Raw genomic sequence first — 15,330 nt, 5'->3', positions numbered from 1 at the left:
TCCGGTGTGCGGCATGGCCGCGATTACTTGCCACGGGGGTCGAGTGCGTCGCGCAGCCCGTCCCCCAGCAGATTGAAGGCCAGCACGGTGATGAAGATCGCCAGGCCGGGAATGACCATGAACATCGGGTCGACCTGGTAGAGGTCGACCGCGGTGGACAACATGCCGCCCCAGGAGGCCTGCGGCGGCTGGATGCCCACGCCGAGGAAGCTCAGGGACGCCTCGAAGAGGATGTTGGTGGGGATCAGCAGGGTCGCGTAGACGAGGATCGGCGCGACCAGGTTCGGGAGCAGCTCGCGGAAGAGAATGAAGGGCCCGCGGGCCCCCAGTGAGCGGGCGGCCTCGACGAACTCCCGTTCACGCAGACTCAGTGTCTGCGCACGGACGATGCGGCCCATGTAGGGCCAGTTGAAGAAGCCGATCACGAAGATCAGCACGCAGATACGGAGCGTCAGACCGCTGAGGCCGAACGCGTTGCCCTGGAGCGAGGCGGAGATCGAGATCGCAAAGAGCAACAGCGGGAACGCCAGGAAGGTGTCCATCAGGCGGCTGATGCCGCTGTCCACCCAGCCGCCGTAGAAGCCGGCCACCACGCCCATGACGACGCCGATGACGACCGAGAGGAGCGTCGAGCCCGCGGCGACCACCAGGGACACCCAGGAACCTTCGACGATCCGGGCCAGGATGTCCCGGCCGGTCTGCGGTTCCACACCCAGCGGGTGGCTCCAACTGATGCCGCCGAGGCTGCCCTTGGGCGCCAGCAGAGTCGGATCGACCAGGTTCTGGTGGAAGTCGTTGGGGTCGAGCCCGAACATCGCCTGGATCGGCTTGGACAGGATGGCGACCAGCACCAGCAGGATCACGACGACCCCGCCGGCCATGGCGACCTTGTCCCGCTTGAAACGCGTCCAGGCGATCCGGCCGAGTGAACGGCCCTCGATCTGGCTCTGCGTGGCCCCCGTGAGTACTGCCTCCGGCTGCGCTTCGGCAGTCGATCCGGTGGTCTCGATCGGTGCGGTCACAGTGCCTTTGACCCCTCCCGGCCGGCGGTGGCCGGCCCGTACCTGCCGCGGTGGCGGCTGCTGTGCATCAAGCGCATCGGGTGATGCCACTGTGCTGAAGTGACGGAATGTGTTCGCGGCTCGCCGCACAAGGGCACGACAACGCTCGCTGCAGGGAGTCTTCATTGCGGTTGCGATCACCCGCCAGACCTGACGGTGAATGTATGCGTAACCGTGATGCGGTCAATGGACTTCCGTTATCCGGACGCCGAGCTCGACTGAGCGGAAACTTTCCTCGCTAATGCGCCAGTTCGGACATCACACCCAACGGCCGCCATTGGCGGCCCAATTGGTGCACTCAGCCTACCGGCGGGTAGCCGTATCCCGCCGCAGGGGAGGGGATCATATGGGCCTCACGGTCGTAGAACGGGCGGGAGTTGGCCCGCAGCCACATACCGACCGGGTCGTACGCATCCGAGAGCGCCACGGTCGACACGGGCAGCCCCTCGGGCACCGCGGCGATCGACTGCTGCATCATCGCCCGCACCGAATCCACCGACTGCTGGCCCGTGTCGTACAGGTCGAGACCGATGGCCAGGTACGGGGTGCCGAGCGCTGGCTGCACCCAGACCCTGCTCAGCGAACGGATCGCGGGGGTGTGGTGCGCGCTCTGCGTGAGCAGCGCGTAGAACTGCGGGATCTCGATGGCCGGCTCCGAGAGCCGCAGCGGTCCGGCCGGCATCCGGTCGAGGCCGGTGGCGATCCGCCGCAGATCGGTCCAGGGAATGCCGACACCGCCGCCGGGGGCGTGCGGATTGAGCCAGATTCCCCAGCGGTCCGGGTAGAGGGAGCGGGCGATGTCACGCCCTGTGACCACCTCGTGCGAACGGTTCCAGCCGGAGACCGCCAGCTCCTGGGCCGAGGTCACGCACGGGGCGTAACCGAGCCCCTCGATCTCCATGTTCCCGTACTGGGCGTCCTGCGACCCGGCCTGGCCGTGCCAGAGCAGCATCCAGACCTGGCTGTCGGCGAGTGCCTGCAGCAGCGCCTCATAGGCGTCGTACCGCCCGGGGGTCACCTGAAGCAGCATCTCCTCGACCTGCCCGGCCGCCGTGCCCGACGCACTCACCCTGGGTCCCGCCCCTCTTCGATCCACCCGTTGACGTTCCACCCGCCGGCCCGCCCGCCGCCCTGTGCGATTTCCGGCCAGGTGCGCGCCGGTCGCCCCACGCATCCGACCAGCTTAGGCGGACGCCGGTTCCCGGGGCCGGTACGGCACCGGCCCTGCCCCGCAGGACGCACCGGACCGGCCCTACAGCACGGGCCCCGCCGCGTCCGCCCTGACGTAGAACGGCCTGACCCTCTCCAGCATCCAGTCGGCGACCGGGTCCTGCGCCACGTCCAGCAGGACGAGATTGACCGGCCAGGGGACCTCGACCCGGTGGAGCGCCCGGCCGAGCGCGTCCATCGGCGCGTTGCGGCCCGCGCCCTCCCACGTCGCGAACTCGACCCCGACGAAGAGGACCGGGTCCCCTCCCTCGATGGACGCGAGGGCCCTGCGCGCGGACCGGACGACGCCCGACTCCTCGAACTCACCGGCGGCCGCGGAGAGGAAGTCGACCGGCTCCTCCTGCCAGTCCGGCTCGAAGAGCCGCACCCGGCCACCGGTCGCGGGCCCGTCGAGCGGGGTCCGGCCGGTCCGGCACAGTTCGGCCACGGCGGGGGGCGGCAGCGGCATACCGACCGCCCCGCCCGGGTTCACCGCGACACCGAGCTGCGGCGGCAGCCCCCGGGCGAATTCGACCGCCGGGGCCACCGCGAACGAGTAGTGCGAGCCGACGCACTGGAGGAACTGCGCCTCGGAGCTGAAGACGGGCACATACGCCCCACCCTCGATGTCCACTGTGGGCAGGTCGAGCGAACTGCTCTCCTGCCCGCCGCCGTTGGGCAGCGGAACCCAGAGGTTGCTGCGCCCCAGCACCTCGATCAGCCGGCCGCCCGCAGCGGGGCTCCCGACCGATGCGGCCAGCACCTCTTCGAGCTCGTTTCCCGGCCATGCCATGTCCACCGAGGTATCCCCTTCTCACCTGTTCGTCTGTCGGCAAACCCTAGGCCCTGTCGCCCGCATCGTGCCGGGCTCGTCCGAACGGCCTCCCCCCGGCGGGGAGCAGCGGGGTCAGAGCGCCGCGTCGAAGCCGATCCGGTGCAGCGCCGCCGCCGCTTCGCGGTCGAGCAGCACCACCGATCCGCACCCGGCGGGCAGCCGTGCCCGCTCGGCGTCCCGGACCAGCCGGGCGACCGCCCTGCGGTGCCGGGCGAAGGCGTACCCGGACACCGCCCGGCCGCGCTCCTCCTGACCGGCCCGCGCCACGACCGGCGCCACGTCGAGCAGCAGCAGATGCAGGGTGCGGCCGCGGCGCCGCGCCGCGCGGGCCAGCAGGGCGCGTACCCAGGACTGTGTCCCGCAGTCGTGCACCACGACGCCGGCGCCCGTGCGCAGGGTGCGCCACAGCCCCCGGTAGTGGGCGGCCCGCACCAGCGGGCGGTAGCTCCAGTACGGCAGGCAGCGGGGCATCCGGCGCTCCCAGCGCTCCCGGGTGTCCTGCGAGTCGATTCCGTACGCCCCGGCGGCCCGGCGTAAGAGCGTGGACTTCCCGCTGCCGGGCAGGCCGGACACGACCACGACGTCGCCCGCGGCGAACACCAGGCCGCGCGGGCCGCCGCCCGTGCGCCGCCGCAGATCCCGCACCGCGGGCGCCACCCGTCCTGCCTGCTCCGGGCCGTCCCGTCCCGGTGGTCCGGTCCGCCCGGACGGGACGGGCGCCACCGCCCGTCCCCCGGGTGTCGTATCCGCGCGCTGTTCCTGCCCCACCATGGCCACTCCCCCTGTCGGGCCACCCCGCTCGCATGCCTGCGCATCCCTGCAGACCCCTGCGGATGAAGTGTAAAGAAAGAGTAATGCGACACAAGTGAGGCGCCCGTTCCCCGGCATGCGATGATGTGCGCGCCAACTCCATACAGGCCGTTCGAATCCGCGCGGGAGAGTCCCCGGCCACCGGCCGGGGCGCCGAAGGAGCAAGTCCCTCCCTTGTAATCTCTCAGGCCCCGTACCGCGCGGACGAGGCAGATCTGAAAAGCGGGCCGCCGTGCGGTCCCACCCAAGGTGCAAGCCGCGCGCTCTCGACAGGCGCCGGCGAACCTCTCAGGTTCCGATGACAGATGGGGAGGAATCGTCCTCCGTCTGTCATGCCCCGGGAGTACCGCATATGAGCCCCACCCCCCGCCTCACAGCACTCGACGCCCTGCACCGGTCGCTCGGTGCGACCATGACCGACTTCGCGGGCTGGGACATGCCGCTGCGCTACGGCAGCGAGCGCGACGAGCACATCGCCGTACGGACGCACGCCGGGCTCTTCGACCTCTCCCACATGGGTGAGATCACCGTCAGCGGGCCGCAGGCCGTGGACCTGCTCGACCACGCGCTGGTCGGCAACATCAGCACTGTCGGCAACGGCCGCGCCCGCTACACCATGATCTGCCAGGAGGACGGCGGGATCCTGGACGACCTGATCGTGTACCGGCTCGGCGAGCAGGAGTACATGGTCGTCGCCAACGCGGGCAACGCCCAGGTGGTCCTGGACGCGCTGGCCGCCCGCTCGGGCGGCTTCGACGCCGTCGTACGGGACGACCGCGACGCGTACGCCCTGCTGGCCGTACAGGGGCCGGAATCCTCCGGCATCCTGAAGTCGCTCACGGACGCCGACCTGGACGGGCTGAAGTACTACGCGGGTCTGCCCGGCACCGTCGCCGGTGTCCCGGCGCTCATCGCGAGGACCGGGTACACGGGCGAGGACGGTTTCGAGCTGTTCGTCGCCCCGTCCGACGCCGAGAAGCTCTGGCAGGCGCTGACCGAGGCGGGCGCGCCGGCCGGTCTGGTGCCCTGCGGCCTCTCCTGCCGCGACACGCTGCGCCTTGAGGCGGGCATGCCGCTCTACGGTCACGAGCTGACCACCGGGCTGACACCCTTCGACGCCGGTCTCGGCCGGGTCGTCAAGTTCGAGAAGGCGGGTGACTTCGTCGGGCGCGCGTCCCTGGAGGCCGCCGCCGAGCGCGCCGCCGCGGCCCCGCCGCGGAAGCTGGTCGGCCTGGTCGCCGAGGGCCGCCGGGTCCCCCGCGCGGGCTACCCGGTCGTCGCGGACGGCAAGGTCGTCGGTGAGGTCACCTCGGGCGCCCCTTCGCCGACGCTGGGCAAGCCGATCGCCATGGCGTACGTCGACGCGGCCCACGCGGAGCCCGGGACCTCCGGTGTGGGCGTGGACATCCGCGGTACCCATGAGCCGTACGAGGTCGTGGCACTGCCGTTCTACAAGCGCCAGAAGTGACCCACACCATCTCAGCCCGTAAGACCACTGTTCACCAGCACTCCCCCGCATCCAGGAGAATCAGGTCATGAGCAACCCCCAGCAGCTGCGTTACAGCAAGGAGCACGAGTGGCTGTCGGTCGCCGAGGACGGCGTCTCGACGGTCGGCATCACGGAGTTCGCGGCCAACGCGCTCGGTGACGTCGTCTTCGCCCAGCTCCCTGAGGTCGGTGACACGGTCACCGCGGGCGAGACCTGCGGCGAGCTGGAGTCGACCAAGTCGGTCAGCGATCTGTACGCCCCGGTCTCCGGTGGGATCACCGAGATCAACCAGGACGTCGTCGATGACCCGTCGCTGGTGAACACCGCCCCGTACGAGGGCGGTTGGCTGTTCAAGGTGCGCGTCACCGGCGAGCCGGACGAACTGCTCTCCGCCGACGAGTACGCCGCTTTCTCCGCCGGCAACTAGGGACTAGGGACTATTGATGTCACTTCTTGATTCCTCCCTCCACGAGCTCGACCCGGACGTCGCCGCCGCTGTCGACGCCGAGCTGGTCCGCCAGCAGTCCACCCTCGAAATGATCGCCTCGGAGAACTTCGCTCCGGTCGCCGTCATGGAGGCCCAGGGCTCGGTCCTCACCAACAAGTACGCCGAGGGCTACCCGGGCCGCCGCTACTACGGCGGCTGTGAGCACGTCGACGTCATCGAGACGATCGCGATCGACCGCGTCAAGGCGCTCTTCGGTGCCGAGCACGCGAACGTCCAGCCGCACTCGGGCGCCCAGGCGAACGCGGCCGCGATGTTCGCGCTGCTGAAGCCGGGCGACACGATCATGGGCCTGAACCTCGCCCACGGCGGGCACCTGACCCATGGCATGAAGATCAACTTCTCCGGCAAGCTCTACAACGTGGTCGCGTACCACGTCGACGAGGAGACCGGTCAGGTCGACATGGACGAGGTCGCCCGCCTCGCCAAGGAGTCCCAGCCGAAGCTGATCGTGGCCGGCTGGTCCGCCTACCCGCGCCAGCTGGACTTCGCCGCCTTCCGCCGGATCGCCGACGAGGTCGGCGCGTACCTGATGGTCGACATGGCACACTTCGCGGGCCTGGTGGCAGCCGGTCTGCACCCGTCGCCGGTCCCCCACGCGCACGTGGTCACCACGACCACGCACAAGACGCTGGGCGGCCCGCGCGGTGGTGTGATCCTCTCCACCGCCGAGCTCGCCAAGAAGATCAACTCCGCGGTCTTCCCGGGTCAGCAGGGCGGCCCGCTGGAGCACGTGATCGCGGCGAAGGCGGTGTCCTTCAAGGTCGCCGCGACCGACGAGTTCAAGGAGCGCCAGCAGCGCACCCTGGACGGCTCCCGCATCCTCGCCGAGCGTCTGGTGCAGGCCGACGTCACCGAGCACGGTGTCTCGGTCCTCTCCGGCGGCACCGATGTGCACCTGGTCCTGGTGGACCTGCGCAACTCGGAGCTGGACGGCCAGCAGGCGGAGGACCGTCTCCACGAGATCGGCATCACGGTCAACCGCAACGCCGTCCCGAACGACCCGCGCCCGCCGATGGTCACATCGGGGCTGCGGATCGGCACGCCGGCGCTGGCCACCCGCGGTTTCCAGGCCGAGGACTTCACCGAGGTCGCCGACATCATCGCGGCCGCGCTGAAGCCGGCCTACGACCGGGAGGCCCTGGCCGCCCGGGTCTCCGTGCTGGCCGCGAAGTTCCCGCTCTACCCCGGGCTGAAGTAGGACCGATTCGGTCCTGATCAGTACCGTTTTGTACGAACCACGGGGCACCCCGCACACTGGACAGTGAGCGGGGTGCCCCGCACCACGTAGGCACCGCGCTCACCGCTGTACCGCGCTACCTCTGCACCACCCCGGCAGACAACGGCGTCTACCCATTCCAAGGAGTTCTCCCGTGGCCATATCGGTCTTCGACCTCTTCTCGATCGGCATCGGCCCGTCCAGCTCGCACACGGTCGGCCCCATGCGGGCCGCCCGGATGTTCGCCGCCCGCCTGAAGAACGAGGGCCTGCTGGCCCACACCGGATCGGTCCGCGCCGAGCTCTTCGGCTCGCTGGGCGCCACCGGCCACGGACACGGCACTCCGAAGGCGGTGCTCCTCGGCCTGGAGGGCGAGTCCCCCCGCACGGTCGACGTCGAGCACGCCGACGCGCGTATCGAGGAGATCCGCGCCGGCGGCCGCATCAGCATCCTCGGCGCGCACGAGATCGCCTTCGACTACGACAAGGACCTGGTCCTGCACCGGCGCAAGGCCCTGCCGTACCACGCGAACGGGATGACCGTCCTCGCGTACGACACCGAGGGCGCGCCGCTCCTGGAGAAGACGTACTACTCGGTGGGCGGCGGCTTCGTCGTGGACGAGGACGCCGTCGGCGAGGACCGCATCGTCCTCGACGACACCGTCCTGAACCACCCCTTCCGCACCGGGGACGAGCTGCTGCGGCTGACCCGGGACACAGGTCTCTCCATCTCCGCGCTGATGCTGGAGAACGAGAAGGCCTGGCGCACCGAGGCGGAGATCCGCACCGGGCTGCTGGACATCTGGGGCGTCATGCAGTCCTGCGTCGCCCGCGGGATGTCCCGCGAGGGCATCCTCCCCGGCGGCCTCAAGGTCCGCCGCCGCGCGGCCAACTCGGCCCGCCAGCTGCGCGCCGAGGGCGACCCGCTCGCCCGCGCCATGGAGTGGATCACGCTCTACGCGATGGCCGTGAACGAGGAGAACGCGGCGGGCGGCCGGGTGGTCACCGCCCCGACGAACGGCGCGGCCGGCATCATCCCCGCCGTGCTGCACTACTACATCAACTTCATCCCCGGAGCCGACGAGGAGGGCGTCGTCCGCTTCCTGCTGGCCGCGGGCGCCATCGGGATGCTCTTCAAGGAGAACGCCTCGATCTCCGGCGCCGAGGTCGGCTGCCAGGGCGAGGTCGGGTCCGCCTGCTCCATGGCGGCGGGCGCGCTCGCCGAGGTCCTGGGCGGCTCCCCCGAGCAGGTGGAGAACGCGGCGGAGATCGGTATGGAGCACAACCTCGGCCTGACCTGCGACCCGGTCGGCGGTCTCGTCCAGATCCCGTGCATCGAGCGGAACGGCATGGCGGCGGTCAAGGCGGTCACGGCGGCCAAGATGGCGATGCGCGGCGACGGCATTCACAAGGTGTCCCTGGACAAGGTCATCAAGACGATGAAGGAGACCGGGGCCGACATGTCGGTCAAGTACAAGGAGACGGCCCGGGGCGGGCTCGCGGTGAACATCATCGAGTGCTAGAGGGAAGGGCCCTGACCAGCGCGTTCGTGTCTTTCAGCGCTGTCAGGGCCTTCCCTGCTCACGCGGCGGAAAGTCCCTGGGGACTCCCTGGGACGGACGTGAAAGTCCCTGAAAAGTCCCTGGGATATCCCCCTGGAAGGGGCTTTTGACCTGCGGGTTCGCGGCACGTGATCAACGCCGGATGTGCCGCTCACCCACCAGCCGATGCATCAAATCGATCCCCCACTCTCACCCAAGGGGTATGATTCGATACATGAACGCTGCGGAAAACCCACGCTTGGAGCAGCGGCTGGCCGGCCTCTCCCCCACGTTCACGACGTCGCAGGCGCGGCAGGCCCTGCTCTCCCCTCGCGATCTGGCGCACTTGGTCACGGAGGGGGAGATAGACGAACTGTCCCGTGGGGTGTACCGACGGGCAGACGCCCCGGAAACGGCGCACGCGGATCTGCTGGCCGTGTGCGCACGGGCTCCTCGCGCCGTGGTGTGCGGTGAATCCGCCCTGGCCCTGCATGAACTGATCGACGACATCCCCGCAGCAGTACACATCGCCGTGCCGCGCGGGACACGCCGCCCGACGATTTCCTACCCGCCGACCGTGGTGGCGCAGTACGCCGCAAAGACCTTCGACCTCGCTATCGAACGGTTCGAAGCAGCCCCGGGAGAGACCGTCCCCATATACAACGCGGCCCGCAGCGTCGTCGACGCAATGCGCCACCGCAGCCGCCTCGGCGAAACCCTCGCCCTGTCCGCGCTCGGCCGCTACCTGCGCCGAAGCGGACGCGGCGGGGTCGGCGAACTCCAGCACATCGCACGCGAGTTGGACGCCCTCTCTGTCGTCCGCCCCGCCGTAGAGGCGGTGCTCGCCTGATGGCCAACCCCACCCGCGACACCACCGCCGGCCGCGTCTACAACGACCTGCGTAACCTGGCGCGCCGCAACAGCCGGTCCACGGACGAGGTCATGGTCGAGTACGTCCTCGAACGGTTCCTCTACCGCCTGGCCTCATCGCCCCTGGGCCGGGAGCACTTCGTCCTCAAAGGTGGCCTGCTGCTCGCCCAGTTCGGCGCACGTCGAACGACCCGGGACATCGACATCCTCGGTCGATCTTTCCCAGGCACCGAAACAGAGATCATCCACAGGATCGCGGGCATCGCCGCCACCGAGATCAACGACGGAGTCGTATTCGATCCCACGACACTCAAGACCGTCCCCATTCGCGAGGAGGACGAGTACCACGGTCTACGCCTGTCGATGGCTGCCTCCATCGCCCGAGCACGACTCAAGCCTCCAACTGGATATCAGCTTCGGCGACCCCGTCACCCCCGGCCCCCGGATCATCGACTATCCGCAGCAGCTCACGACGGAAAGCTTCCAGATCCTCGGCTACCCACTGTCCACCGTCATCGCCGAGAAACTCTCCACCGCAGTCTCACTCGGCGAGCTCAACACCCGCGACCGCGACTACGGTGACCTCTACCGCTTGCTCACCCTCAACGACCTGGACGGCCAAGAACTCACAACAGCGCTGACCGCCACCGCCACACACCGCGGCATCACCCTGAAACCCCTCAGCTCTACCATCACCGACCTCGGCGAGCGCCGCCAGACCTCCTACACTGCCTGGCGCCGCCGGCAAGGCCCCGCCGCAACGAGCTACCCCGAACGCTTCACGGACGTCGTCCGGCAGGTCACTGCCTTCGCAGACACACTCCTCAACGGCGACGCCGTTACCCTCACTTGGAGTGCGGCGACCCTCACGTGGTCATGAACCAGACCTGGCCGACCGACCAGGCATTCGGGGGGAACCCGAGACCTGCGCATTACGAGTTTCGGTCAAGTACAAGGAGACGGCCCGGGGCGGGCTCGCGGTGAACATCATCGAGTGCTGAGGGTCCGGGCACGGGAGCGCGGCGACAGCCGGGGCTTCTCCGTCCTCCGGTCCTGGCGCGGGGCTCTCCGGTCCGGGGCTCTCCGGTCCGGGGCTCTCCGGTCCGGGCGCGGGACTTCCTGGTCCTGACGCGCCTTCCCGCGGCCCGGGACGGCGGGCCGTGCGGGGTGTCGTCCGTCAGACGGCGGCCGGGACCGGCCGCAGCTCCTGACGCACCACGATCGCGTTGAGCCGGACCGCGAAGCGGGCGACGTCCGTGGGTTCCAGGGCGCCGGCCTGTGCCCTGCCGAGGCCGATGGTCGCGTCCACGCAGAAGGCGATGGCGTACATCCCGGTCCCGGTCTCCTCGTCCTGGAGGGCGAAGAACAGGTCCCGGTAGAAGCTGGTGCGGTCCGCGTCCTCGTCGTAGTACGAGAGCCCCGGCTCGCCCTCCTGCGCGGCGAGACCGGTGAAGGCGTGGACGAGCTCCTCCTCGATGGTGGCCCAGAAGGAGGCGCCGGCGAACTCGGACGGCAGCGCCTGGCGCACAGCCTCCTTCAGGGAGAGCACCATCAGCATGATCGGCCCGTACTCCTGGAGCCCCCAGCCGCGCACCATCTTGACGATGGCGCCGTCCGGTATGGCGGCGGCGGCCTCCCGGATGTTGTCGAAGTCGAAATTGACGGTCGCGGGGGCGATCGCGTCCTGGAACACCCGGTCGATCGCCCGTGCCTGTTCCAGATGGTCCGGGCCCACATCGATGACGGTTCGGAAATTACCGGCCATGACTCCTCCTGTGTCGCGATGATCAGAAGGGGTCAGTATGCCGAGCGGGCTCCGTGCGGTGCCGGGGCGTCCCGGTGCGCGGACGTCGCGTGCGTACGGTGGCGGGGCGCCGGAACGCGCCCCGCTCCTCATGAGCGCCGGGCGCCGGCACCGGTGGCCGGAAGCACCCGGAAGACCCAGGTGCGGTAGGACCAGAATCTGAAGAGTGTGGCGACTCCGATGCCGATGAATTTGAATACGTTGCTCTGCAGCGGGCTGTCCCAGCCGAATCCGTAGGTCGCCAGGTAGAGAATGCCGTTCTCGATCACCAGCCCGGCGACGCTGAACAGCAGAAAGAGCCCCATCTCGCGGGTGCAGCCGCTCTTGTCCCGGTCCCGGTAGGCGAAGTAGCGGAACCCTATGTAGTTGAAGACGATCGAGACGACCGTGGCGACGACGCTCGCGCTCACCACCGGAATCGAGGTGCCGTGGCGCAGGAGGTTGAACACCAGGAGGTTGACCGCGACGCCGAGCCCGCCGACTACCGCGAATTTCACGACCTCCCGTGCGCGGGGAGACGACGGATTCGCGTGGGAGGGCTGCTCGGTTCGTACAGGCATCGGCGCTGATCCTCCGGAGGCGGGTGGCCGGCCGGGGCGCGGGCGGGCCGCGCGGCGAGCGGCGGGGCGCCCTGTGGTGACAGGGTCGCCGTGCAGTGGCGCGCCCCTCGGGGGAGGTGCCGCTCACTTCTCAGCGCTCGGGCCTACCGCCCCGCACCGTCCCTTCCAGCCTCCCACGGGCCGTCGGCCTGTCAAGGCGATCAAGAACCGGGCACGGGTGGCGCGTGGGAGCCGGGGAGACGCGTGGCGCGCGCTCTCACGCCTCCTCGTCCAGCAGGAAGGATCCGTACTCCGGTTTGCCCGCTCGCTCGTAGGCGCAGTACTGGACGCCCGTGCTGGTGGCGCGGGACTCGGTCAGAGTCCAGGCGGTGGGCGCGGCGCCCTCGGCGAAGAGGCGCTTCCCGGTGCCGATGATCACGGGGTTGACGATCAGCCGGTAGCCGTCGACGAGATCGTGCCGCTGCAGCGTGCGGATGAGGTCACTGCTGCCCTGCGTCATGATCACGCCGTCGAGCCGTTCCTTGAGCACGGCGACGGACTCCGCTGCCTCACCCTTGAGGAGGTGGGAGTTGTGCCAGTCCAGGCTGTCGCGGGTGCGGGAGGCGACGTACTTGGGCATGGTGTTGAGCTTCACTGCGATCGGGTTGTTCTCGTCGGTGATGCGCGGCCAGTACGAGGCGAAGATGTCGTAGGTCCGGCGGCCGAGCAGGAGATGGTCCGCGCTGTGCTCGAAGAGATCCTTCATGAGACGCATGAAGTCCTGATCGGTGTACGGGACCTGCCAGCCGCCGTGCTCGAAGCCCTCGTCGACGTCCTCGCCCGGCCCGCCCGGGGCCTGCATGACGCCGTCCAGAGTGGTGAACGCGGTGACGATCAGCTTGCCCATGGTGCTGCCCTCCGGGGTGCGGTTTCTGCTTCACAGGAATGACTCCCCGGCCGGCGAGAACTCATCGTCCGGTGGACCGGCTGTCCGGTAGACCGGCTCCTACTCCCCCGTCGCGTACAGCCGGTCGACCACCTGCGCCAGCGCCAGGGGCAGGTGCGCGGGGAGGCCCTGGTGAAGCTGGGCCAGCAGGCTGTGGCGGGCTTCCTCGGGGAGCAGGTCGGGCCGGGGCGCGGGAGGCAGGGGGCGCTCCGCCCGGGGGGCCGGGCGGGGCGTGGCCAGAGCGGCGGCCCGCGTGCGCCAGTACTTGGCGTCCCGGTACTCGCCGCGGCGCCGGTGGTCGAGGAAGAGCGCGTACGCGGCGGTCCTGCAGCCGGCGCCCGCGGCGAACTGCCACCAGGAACGCGCCGCGTCGTACCGGCCGGTGATGTGCAGCAGCGCGGCGAGCACCAGGGCGCCCCCCGGGTCGGGGCGCTGCTCGTCCACCAGCAGGGAGAGTCCGGCCGCCGCCTGGGGCGCGTTCAGGACCAGCGCGCAGGTCAGACCCAGCTCGTGGGCGGCCTGCTCGTACGCGGTCGGGTAGGGCGAGGGGGCCGGGGCATCGGGGCGCGGCGGGACGCGCGGGCCGTCGGGGTCCGGCCGGCCGGAGCAGCAGTCCTGGCCGTCCGTCGCCGGGGCGTCGTGCCGTGCGGGGTGCGGGGTGCGGGGTGCGAACGCCGGGTGGGCGGCGCCCGGTTCGGGGTCTCGCCCGTGCTTCCCGTCCATGCGCTACTCCCCAGGGCTGGGCACCCATGTGAGGCCGAGGTCCAGAGCCAGTTTCCGCTTCGCGTGCCGGATGTGCGAGCGGACCGTCTCCTGGGGGACGCCCATGATGAATGCGGTGCGGGCCTGATCGTATTGCAGCACGTACCGGAGCAGCAGCACGTCGTACTGGCGTTCCGGGAGTCCGGCGACCGCTGCATAGAGCCGCAGCCGTGGCTCCGTCCGGTGCGCACCGGCACGGACGGAGCCGGGGGCGGCCGGACGGCACGCGCCCAGGATGTCCTCGAACACCCGGAGGGGCGCGGCGCTCCGGGCCAGTGCCGGTTCCAGACCGCGCTGGTCCAGCCACTCGAAGACGATCTCCTTGAAGATCTTCCAGGCGTGTCCCTCGACCGATTCCTGACGCAGCGCGTGTTCCCAGTGGAGTGTGAGCCTGCTCCTGAGTTCGCCGACCAGACCGTGTGCCGTCGCGGCGTCACCCACCTGCAGGGAGGCGTAGGCCTGCCACTCCTCGTGGTGCTCGGCGCAGAACGCCTCGCAGACCATGTGCAGCCGGCGCGCCGACAGGCCTGAGGTCGACGCCCGTAAGGCGGTGGGCTCTGCCGCGGTGGTTCGACGCATTCACGTACCTGCTCTGCTGTGCTGCCGCGCCGGTTCCCCGCTGGAACCGGCGTCCGGTGCTAGGGATACGCCCTCGTACGCCGGCGCACACCATGGTCCGCACATCCGCGCCGCGACGCATACGAAAGCTGCCATCGGTGTTCGTCTCGTTACGTTGGGCTCGTAAGTGTGTACCCGAAAATACAGTCGGACGGTTCCGTTTTCCGGAGTTGACCGGAGTTGGCCGGAGCCGGTCCGCGTTCTCGCGCGGTCCGGCGGGCAGGGTGCTGACGAGCGGCACACCGACAAGGGGAGGCAGGCATGGCGGACCACAAGGGGCAGGACCCCGGCGCGAGTTCGGTCGATCTGGAGCTGGACCGGGCGCACTCCGCCCGGATGTACGACTACTACCTGGGCGGCACCACCAACTTCACCGCCGACCGGGAGGCGGTCGGCAGGGTGCTCGCAGCATTTCCCGGTGTGCGGGTCGCGGCCCGGACGAACCGGGAGTTCATGCACCGCGCCACCCGGTGGGCCGCGGAGAGCGGGCTGTGCCAGTTCCTCGACATAGGCACCGGCATCCCCACCTCTCCCAACCTCCACGAAGTGGTCCAGCTGTCCGTGCCCGCGGCCCGCGTGGTGTACGCCGACAACGACCCCATCGTGCTCGCCCACGCCCAGGCGCTGCTCCGCAGCACACCTCAGGGGCGGACCGCCTACGTCGAGGCCGACGCCACGGATCCCGGGACCCTGCTGAAATCGGCCGCGCTGCGCGACACCCTCGATCTGAGCCGCCCCGTCGCCCTGAGTCTCAACGCGCTGCTGCACTTCGTCACCGACGCCGACGGCGCGTATTCGATCATCGAGCAGTACAAGGACGCGCTCGCCCCGGGGAGCACGCTCGCCCTGTCGCATGCCACTCCGGACTTCGACGCCGAGACCATGAACCGCATGATCGAGATCTACACCGCGGCCGGTACGCCGCTCCAGTTCCGCACCCGGGCGGAGTTCAGCCGCTTCTTCGACGGATGGGAGCTCGTCGACCCCGGTGTCACGGTGTCCTACCGGTGGCGGCCGGACGACCCGAGGGAGCCCGGTCAGGTCAGCGATGCGGACGCCGCCTGCTATGCGGCGGTGGCCCGGAAGCCCTGAGGCCGGGCCCAGCCGACCCGGGACCGGCGAC

The 15,330-nt window shown here is 69.9% G+C and carries 15 protein-coding genes, 1 pseudogene and 1 riboswitch; of the genes and pseudogenes, 7 read left to right on the top strand and 9 right to left on the bottom strand.

What is annotated here, in order from left to right:
• Window positions 1-23: 23 nt before the first annotated feature.
• The 4 genes from OG917_RS24485 to OG917_RS24470 all read right to left on the bottom strand — a co-directional run bounded on the left by OG917_RS24485 (window position 24) and on the right by OG917_RS24470 (window position 3,876).
• The gene (locus OG917_RS24485) at window positions 24-1,022 is read right to left on the bottom strand and encodes an ABC transporter permease (RefSeq protein WP_328319758.1); all 999 of its coding nucleotides are present in this window, start codon (window positions 1,020-1,022) and stop codon (window positions 24-26) included.
• Between the two features lie 337 nt (window positions 1,023-1,359).
• Entirely contained in the window at window positions 1,360-2,130 is a 771-nt protein-coding gene (locus OG917_RS24480) for an enhanced serine sensitivity protein SseB C-terminal domain-containing protein (RefSeq protein WP_328319757.1), read from the bottom strand.
• A gap of 183 nt (window positions 2,131-2,313) precedes the next feature.
• Window positions 2,314-3,063, bottom strand: a complete 750-nt coding sequence (locus OG917_RS24475; protein WP_328319756.1) for an enhanced serine sensitivity protein SseB — start codon at window positions 3,061-3,063, stop codon at window positions 2,314-2,316.
• A 114-nt stretch (window positions 3,064-3,177) separates the two neighbouring features.
• A complete protein-coding gene (locus tag OG917_RS24470) occupies window positions 3,178-3,876 on the bottom strand; it encodes an AAA family ATPase (RefSeq protein ID WP_328319755.1) in 699 nt (232 codons plus the stop codon).
• A 152-nt stretch (window positions 3,877-4,028) separates the two neighbouring features.
• Window positions 4,029-4,124, top strand: a riboswitch (glycine riboswitch).
• 143 nt (window positions 4,125-4,267) lie between these two features.
• On the opposite strand from OG917_RS24470, the gene gcvT reads away from it, so the two are divergent.
• From gcvT to OG917_RS30660, 6 genes and pseudogenes are all read left to right on the top strand, one after another.
• Complete coding sequence (gene gcvT, locus OG917_RS24465; RefSeq protein ID WP_328319754.1) at window positions 4,268-5,383, top strand: glycine cleavage system aminomethyltransferase GcvT; 1,116 nt, start codon at window positions 4,268-4,270, stop codon at window positions 5,381-5,383.
• Between the two features lie 67 nt (window positions 5,384-5,450).
• Entirely contained in the window at window positions 5,451-5,831 is a 381-nt protein-coding gene (gene gcvH, locus OG917_RS24460; protein WP_328319753.1) for a glycine cleavage system protein GcvH, read from the top strand.
• 16 nt (window positions 5,832-5,847) lie between these two features.
• Window positions 5,848-7,110 carry a serine hydroxymethyltransferase gene (gene glyA, locus OG917_RS24455; protein WP_328319752.1) on the top strand — a complete coding sequence of 421 codons (1,263 nt, stop codon included), beginning with the start codon at window positions 5,848-5,850 and terminating at the stop codon, window positions 7,108-7,110.
• 172 nt (window positions 7,111-7,282) lie between these two features.
• Window positions 7,283-8,650: an L-serine ammonia-lyase gene (locus tag OG917_RS24450; protein WP_328319751.1), complete on the top strand. Its 1,368-nt coding sequence runs from the start codon at window positions 7,283-7,285 to the stop codon at window positions 8,648-8,650.
• A gap of 253 nt (window positions 8,651-8,903) precedes the next feature.
• Entirely contained in the window at window positions 8,904-9,518 is a 615-nt protein-coding gene (locus OG917_RS24445) for a type IV toxin-antitoxin system AbiEi family antitoxin domain-containing protein (protein WP_328319750.1), read from the top strand.
• Window positions 9,518-10,418: pseudogene (locus tag OG917_RS30660) on the top strand (nucleotidyl transferase AbiEii/AbiGii toxin family protein). The gene OG917_RS24445 and the pseudogene OG917_RS30660 overlap by 1 nt, the downstream one beginning before the upstream one ends.
• Before the next feature lie 297 nt (window positions 10,419-10,715).
• On the opposite strand, the gene OG917_RS24430 reads toward OG917_RS30660, so the two are convergent.
• From OG917_RS24430 to OG917_RS24410, 5 genes are all read right to left on the bottom strand, one after another.
• Entirely contained in the window at window positions 10,716-11,303 is a 588-nt protein-coding gene (locus OG917_RS24430) for a Type-2Aa cytolytic delta-endotoxin (protein WP_328319749.1), read from the bottom strand.
• Between the two features lie 128 nt (window positions 11,304-11,431).
• Window positions 11,432-11,902, bottom strand: coding sequence for a GtrA family protein (locus OG917_RS24425; protein ID WP_328319748.1), 471 nt, complete (start codon window positions 11,900-11,902; stop codon window positions 11,432-11,434).
• Between the two features lie 256 nt (window positions 11,903-12,158).
• A complete protein-coding gene (locus OG917_RS24420; protein WP_328319747.1) occupies window positions 12,159-12,788 on the bottom strand; it encodes a dihydrofolate reductase family protein in 630 nt (209 codons plus the stop codon).
• Window positions 12,789-12,887: 99 nt separating this feature from the next.
• Window positions 12,888-13,550: a hypothetical protein gene (locus OG917_RS24415; protein ID WP_328319746.1), complete on the bottom strand. Its 663-nt coding sequence runs from the start codon at window positions 13,548-13,550 to the stop codon at window positions 12,888-12,890.
• 3 nt (window positions 13,551-13,553) lie between these two features.
• Window positions 13,554-14,168 carry an RNA polymerase sigma factor gene (locus OG917_RS24410; RefSeq protein ID WP_328319745.1) on the bottom strand — a complete coding sequence of 205 codons (615 nt, stop codon included), beginning with the start codon at window positions 14,166-14,168 and terminating at the stop codon, window positions 13,554-13,556.
• 300 nt (window positions 14,169-14,468) lie between these two features.
• On the opposite strand from OG917_RS24410, the gene OG917_RS24405 reads away from it, so the two are divergent.
• Window positions 14,469-15,299, top strand: a complete 831-nt coding sequence (locus OG917_RS24405) for an SAM-dependent methyltransferase (RefSeq protein WP_328319744.1) — start codon at window positions 14,469-14,471, stop codon at window positions 15,297-15,299.
• Window positions 15,300-15,330 lie beyond the last annotated feature (31 nt).

The sequence above is a fragment of the Streptomyces sp. NBC_00388 genome (assembly GCF_036061255.1).
GTDB lineage: Bacteria > Actinomycetota > Actinomycetes > Streptomycetales > Streptomycetaceae > Streptomyces.
Note: the sequence above shows the minus strand (reverse complement) of the source record. Positions and strands in the feature narration are given on the sequence as shown.

What these genes read in the sequence shown, in the direction of transcription:
- OG917_RS24475 (WP_328319756.1), bottom strand. Translation starts at nt 3,063, where the DNA reads ATGGCATGGCCGGGAAACGAGCTCGAAGAGGTGCTGGCCGCATCGGTC.
- OG917_RS24470 (WP_328319755.1), bottom strand. Translation starts at nt 3,876, where the DNA reads ATGGTGGGGCAGGAACAGCGCGCGGATACGACACCCGGGGGACGGGCG.
- gcvT (WP_328319754.1), top strand. Translation starts at nt 4,268, where the DNA reads ATGAGCCCCACCCCCCGCCTCACAGCACTCGACGCCCTGCACCGGTCG.
- gcvH (WP_328319753.1), top strand. Translation starts at nt 5,451, where the DNA reads ATGAGCAACCCCCAGCAGCTGCGTTACAGCAAGGAGCACGAGTGGCTG.
- glyA (WP_328319752.1), top strand. Translation starts at nt 5,848, where the DNA reads ATGTCACTTCTTGATTCCTCCCTCCACGAGCTCGACCCGGACGTCGCC.
- OG917_RS24445 (WP_328319750.1), top strand. Translation starts at nt 8,904, where the DNA reads ATGAACGCTGCGGAAAACCCACGCTTGGAGCAGCGGCTGGCCGGCCTC.
- OG917_RS24430 (WP_328319749.1), bottom strand. Translation starts at nt 11,303, where the DNA reads ATGGCCGGTAATTTCCGAACCGTCATCGATGTGGGCCCGGACCATCTG.
- OG917_RS24425 (WP_328319748.1), bottom strand. Translation starts at nt 11,902, where the DNA reads ATGCCTGTACGAACCGAGCAGCCCTCCCACGCGAATCCGTCGTCTCCC.
- OG917_RS24420 (WP_328319747.1), bottom strand. Translation starts at nt 12,788, where the DNA reads ATGGGCAAGCTGATCGTCACCGCGTTCACCACTCTGGACGGCGTCATG.
- OG917_RS24415 (WP_328319746.1), bottom strand. Translation starts at nt 13,550, where the DNA reads ATGGACGGGAAGCACGGGCGAGACCCCGAACCGGGCGCCGCCCACCCG.
- OG917_RS24410 (WP_328319745.1), bottom strand. Translation starts at nt 14,168, where the DNA reads ATGCGTCGAACCACCGCGGCAGAGCCCACCGCCTTACGGGCGTCGACC.
- OG917_RS24405 (WP_328319744.1), top strand. Translation starts at nt 14,469, where the DNA reads ATGGCGGACCACAAGGGGCAGGACCCCGGCGCGAGTTCGGTCGATCTG.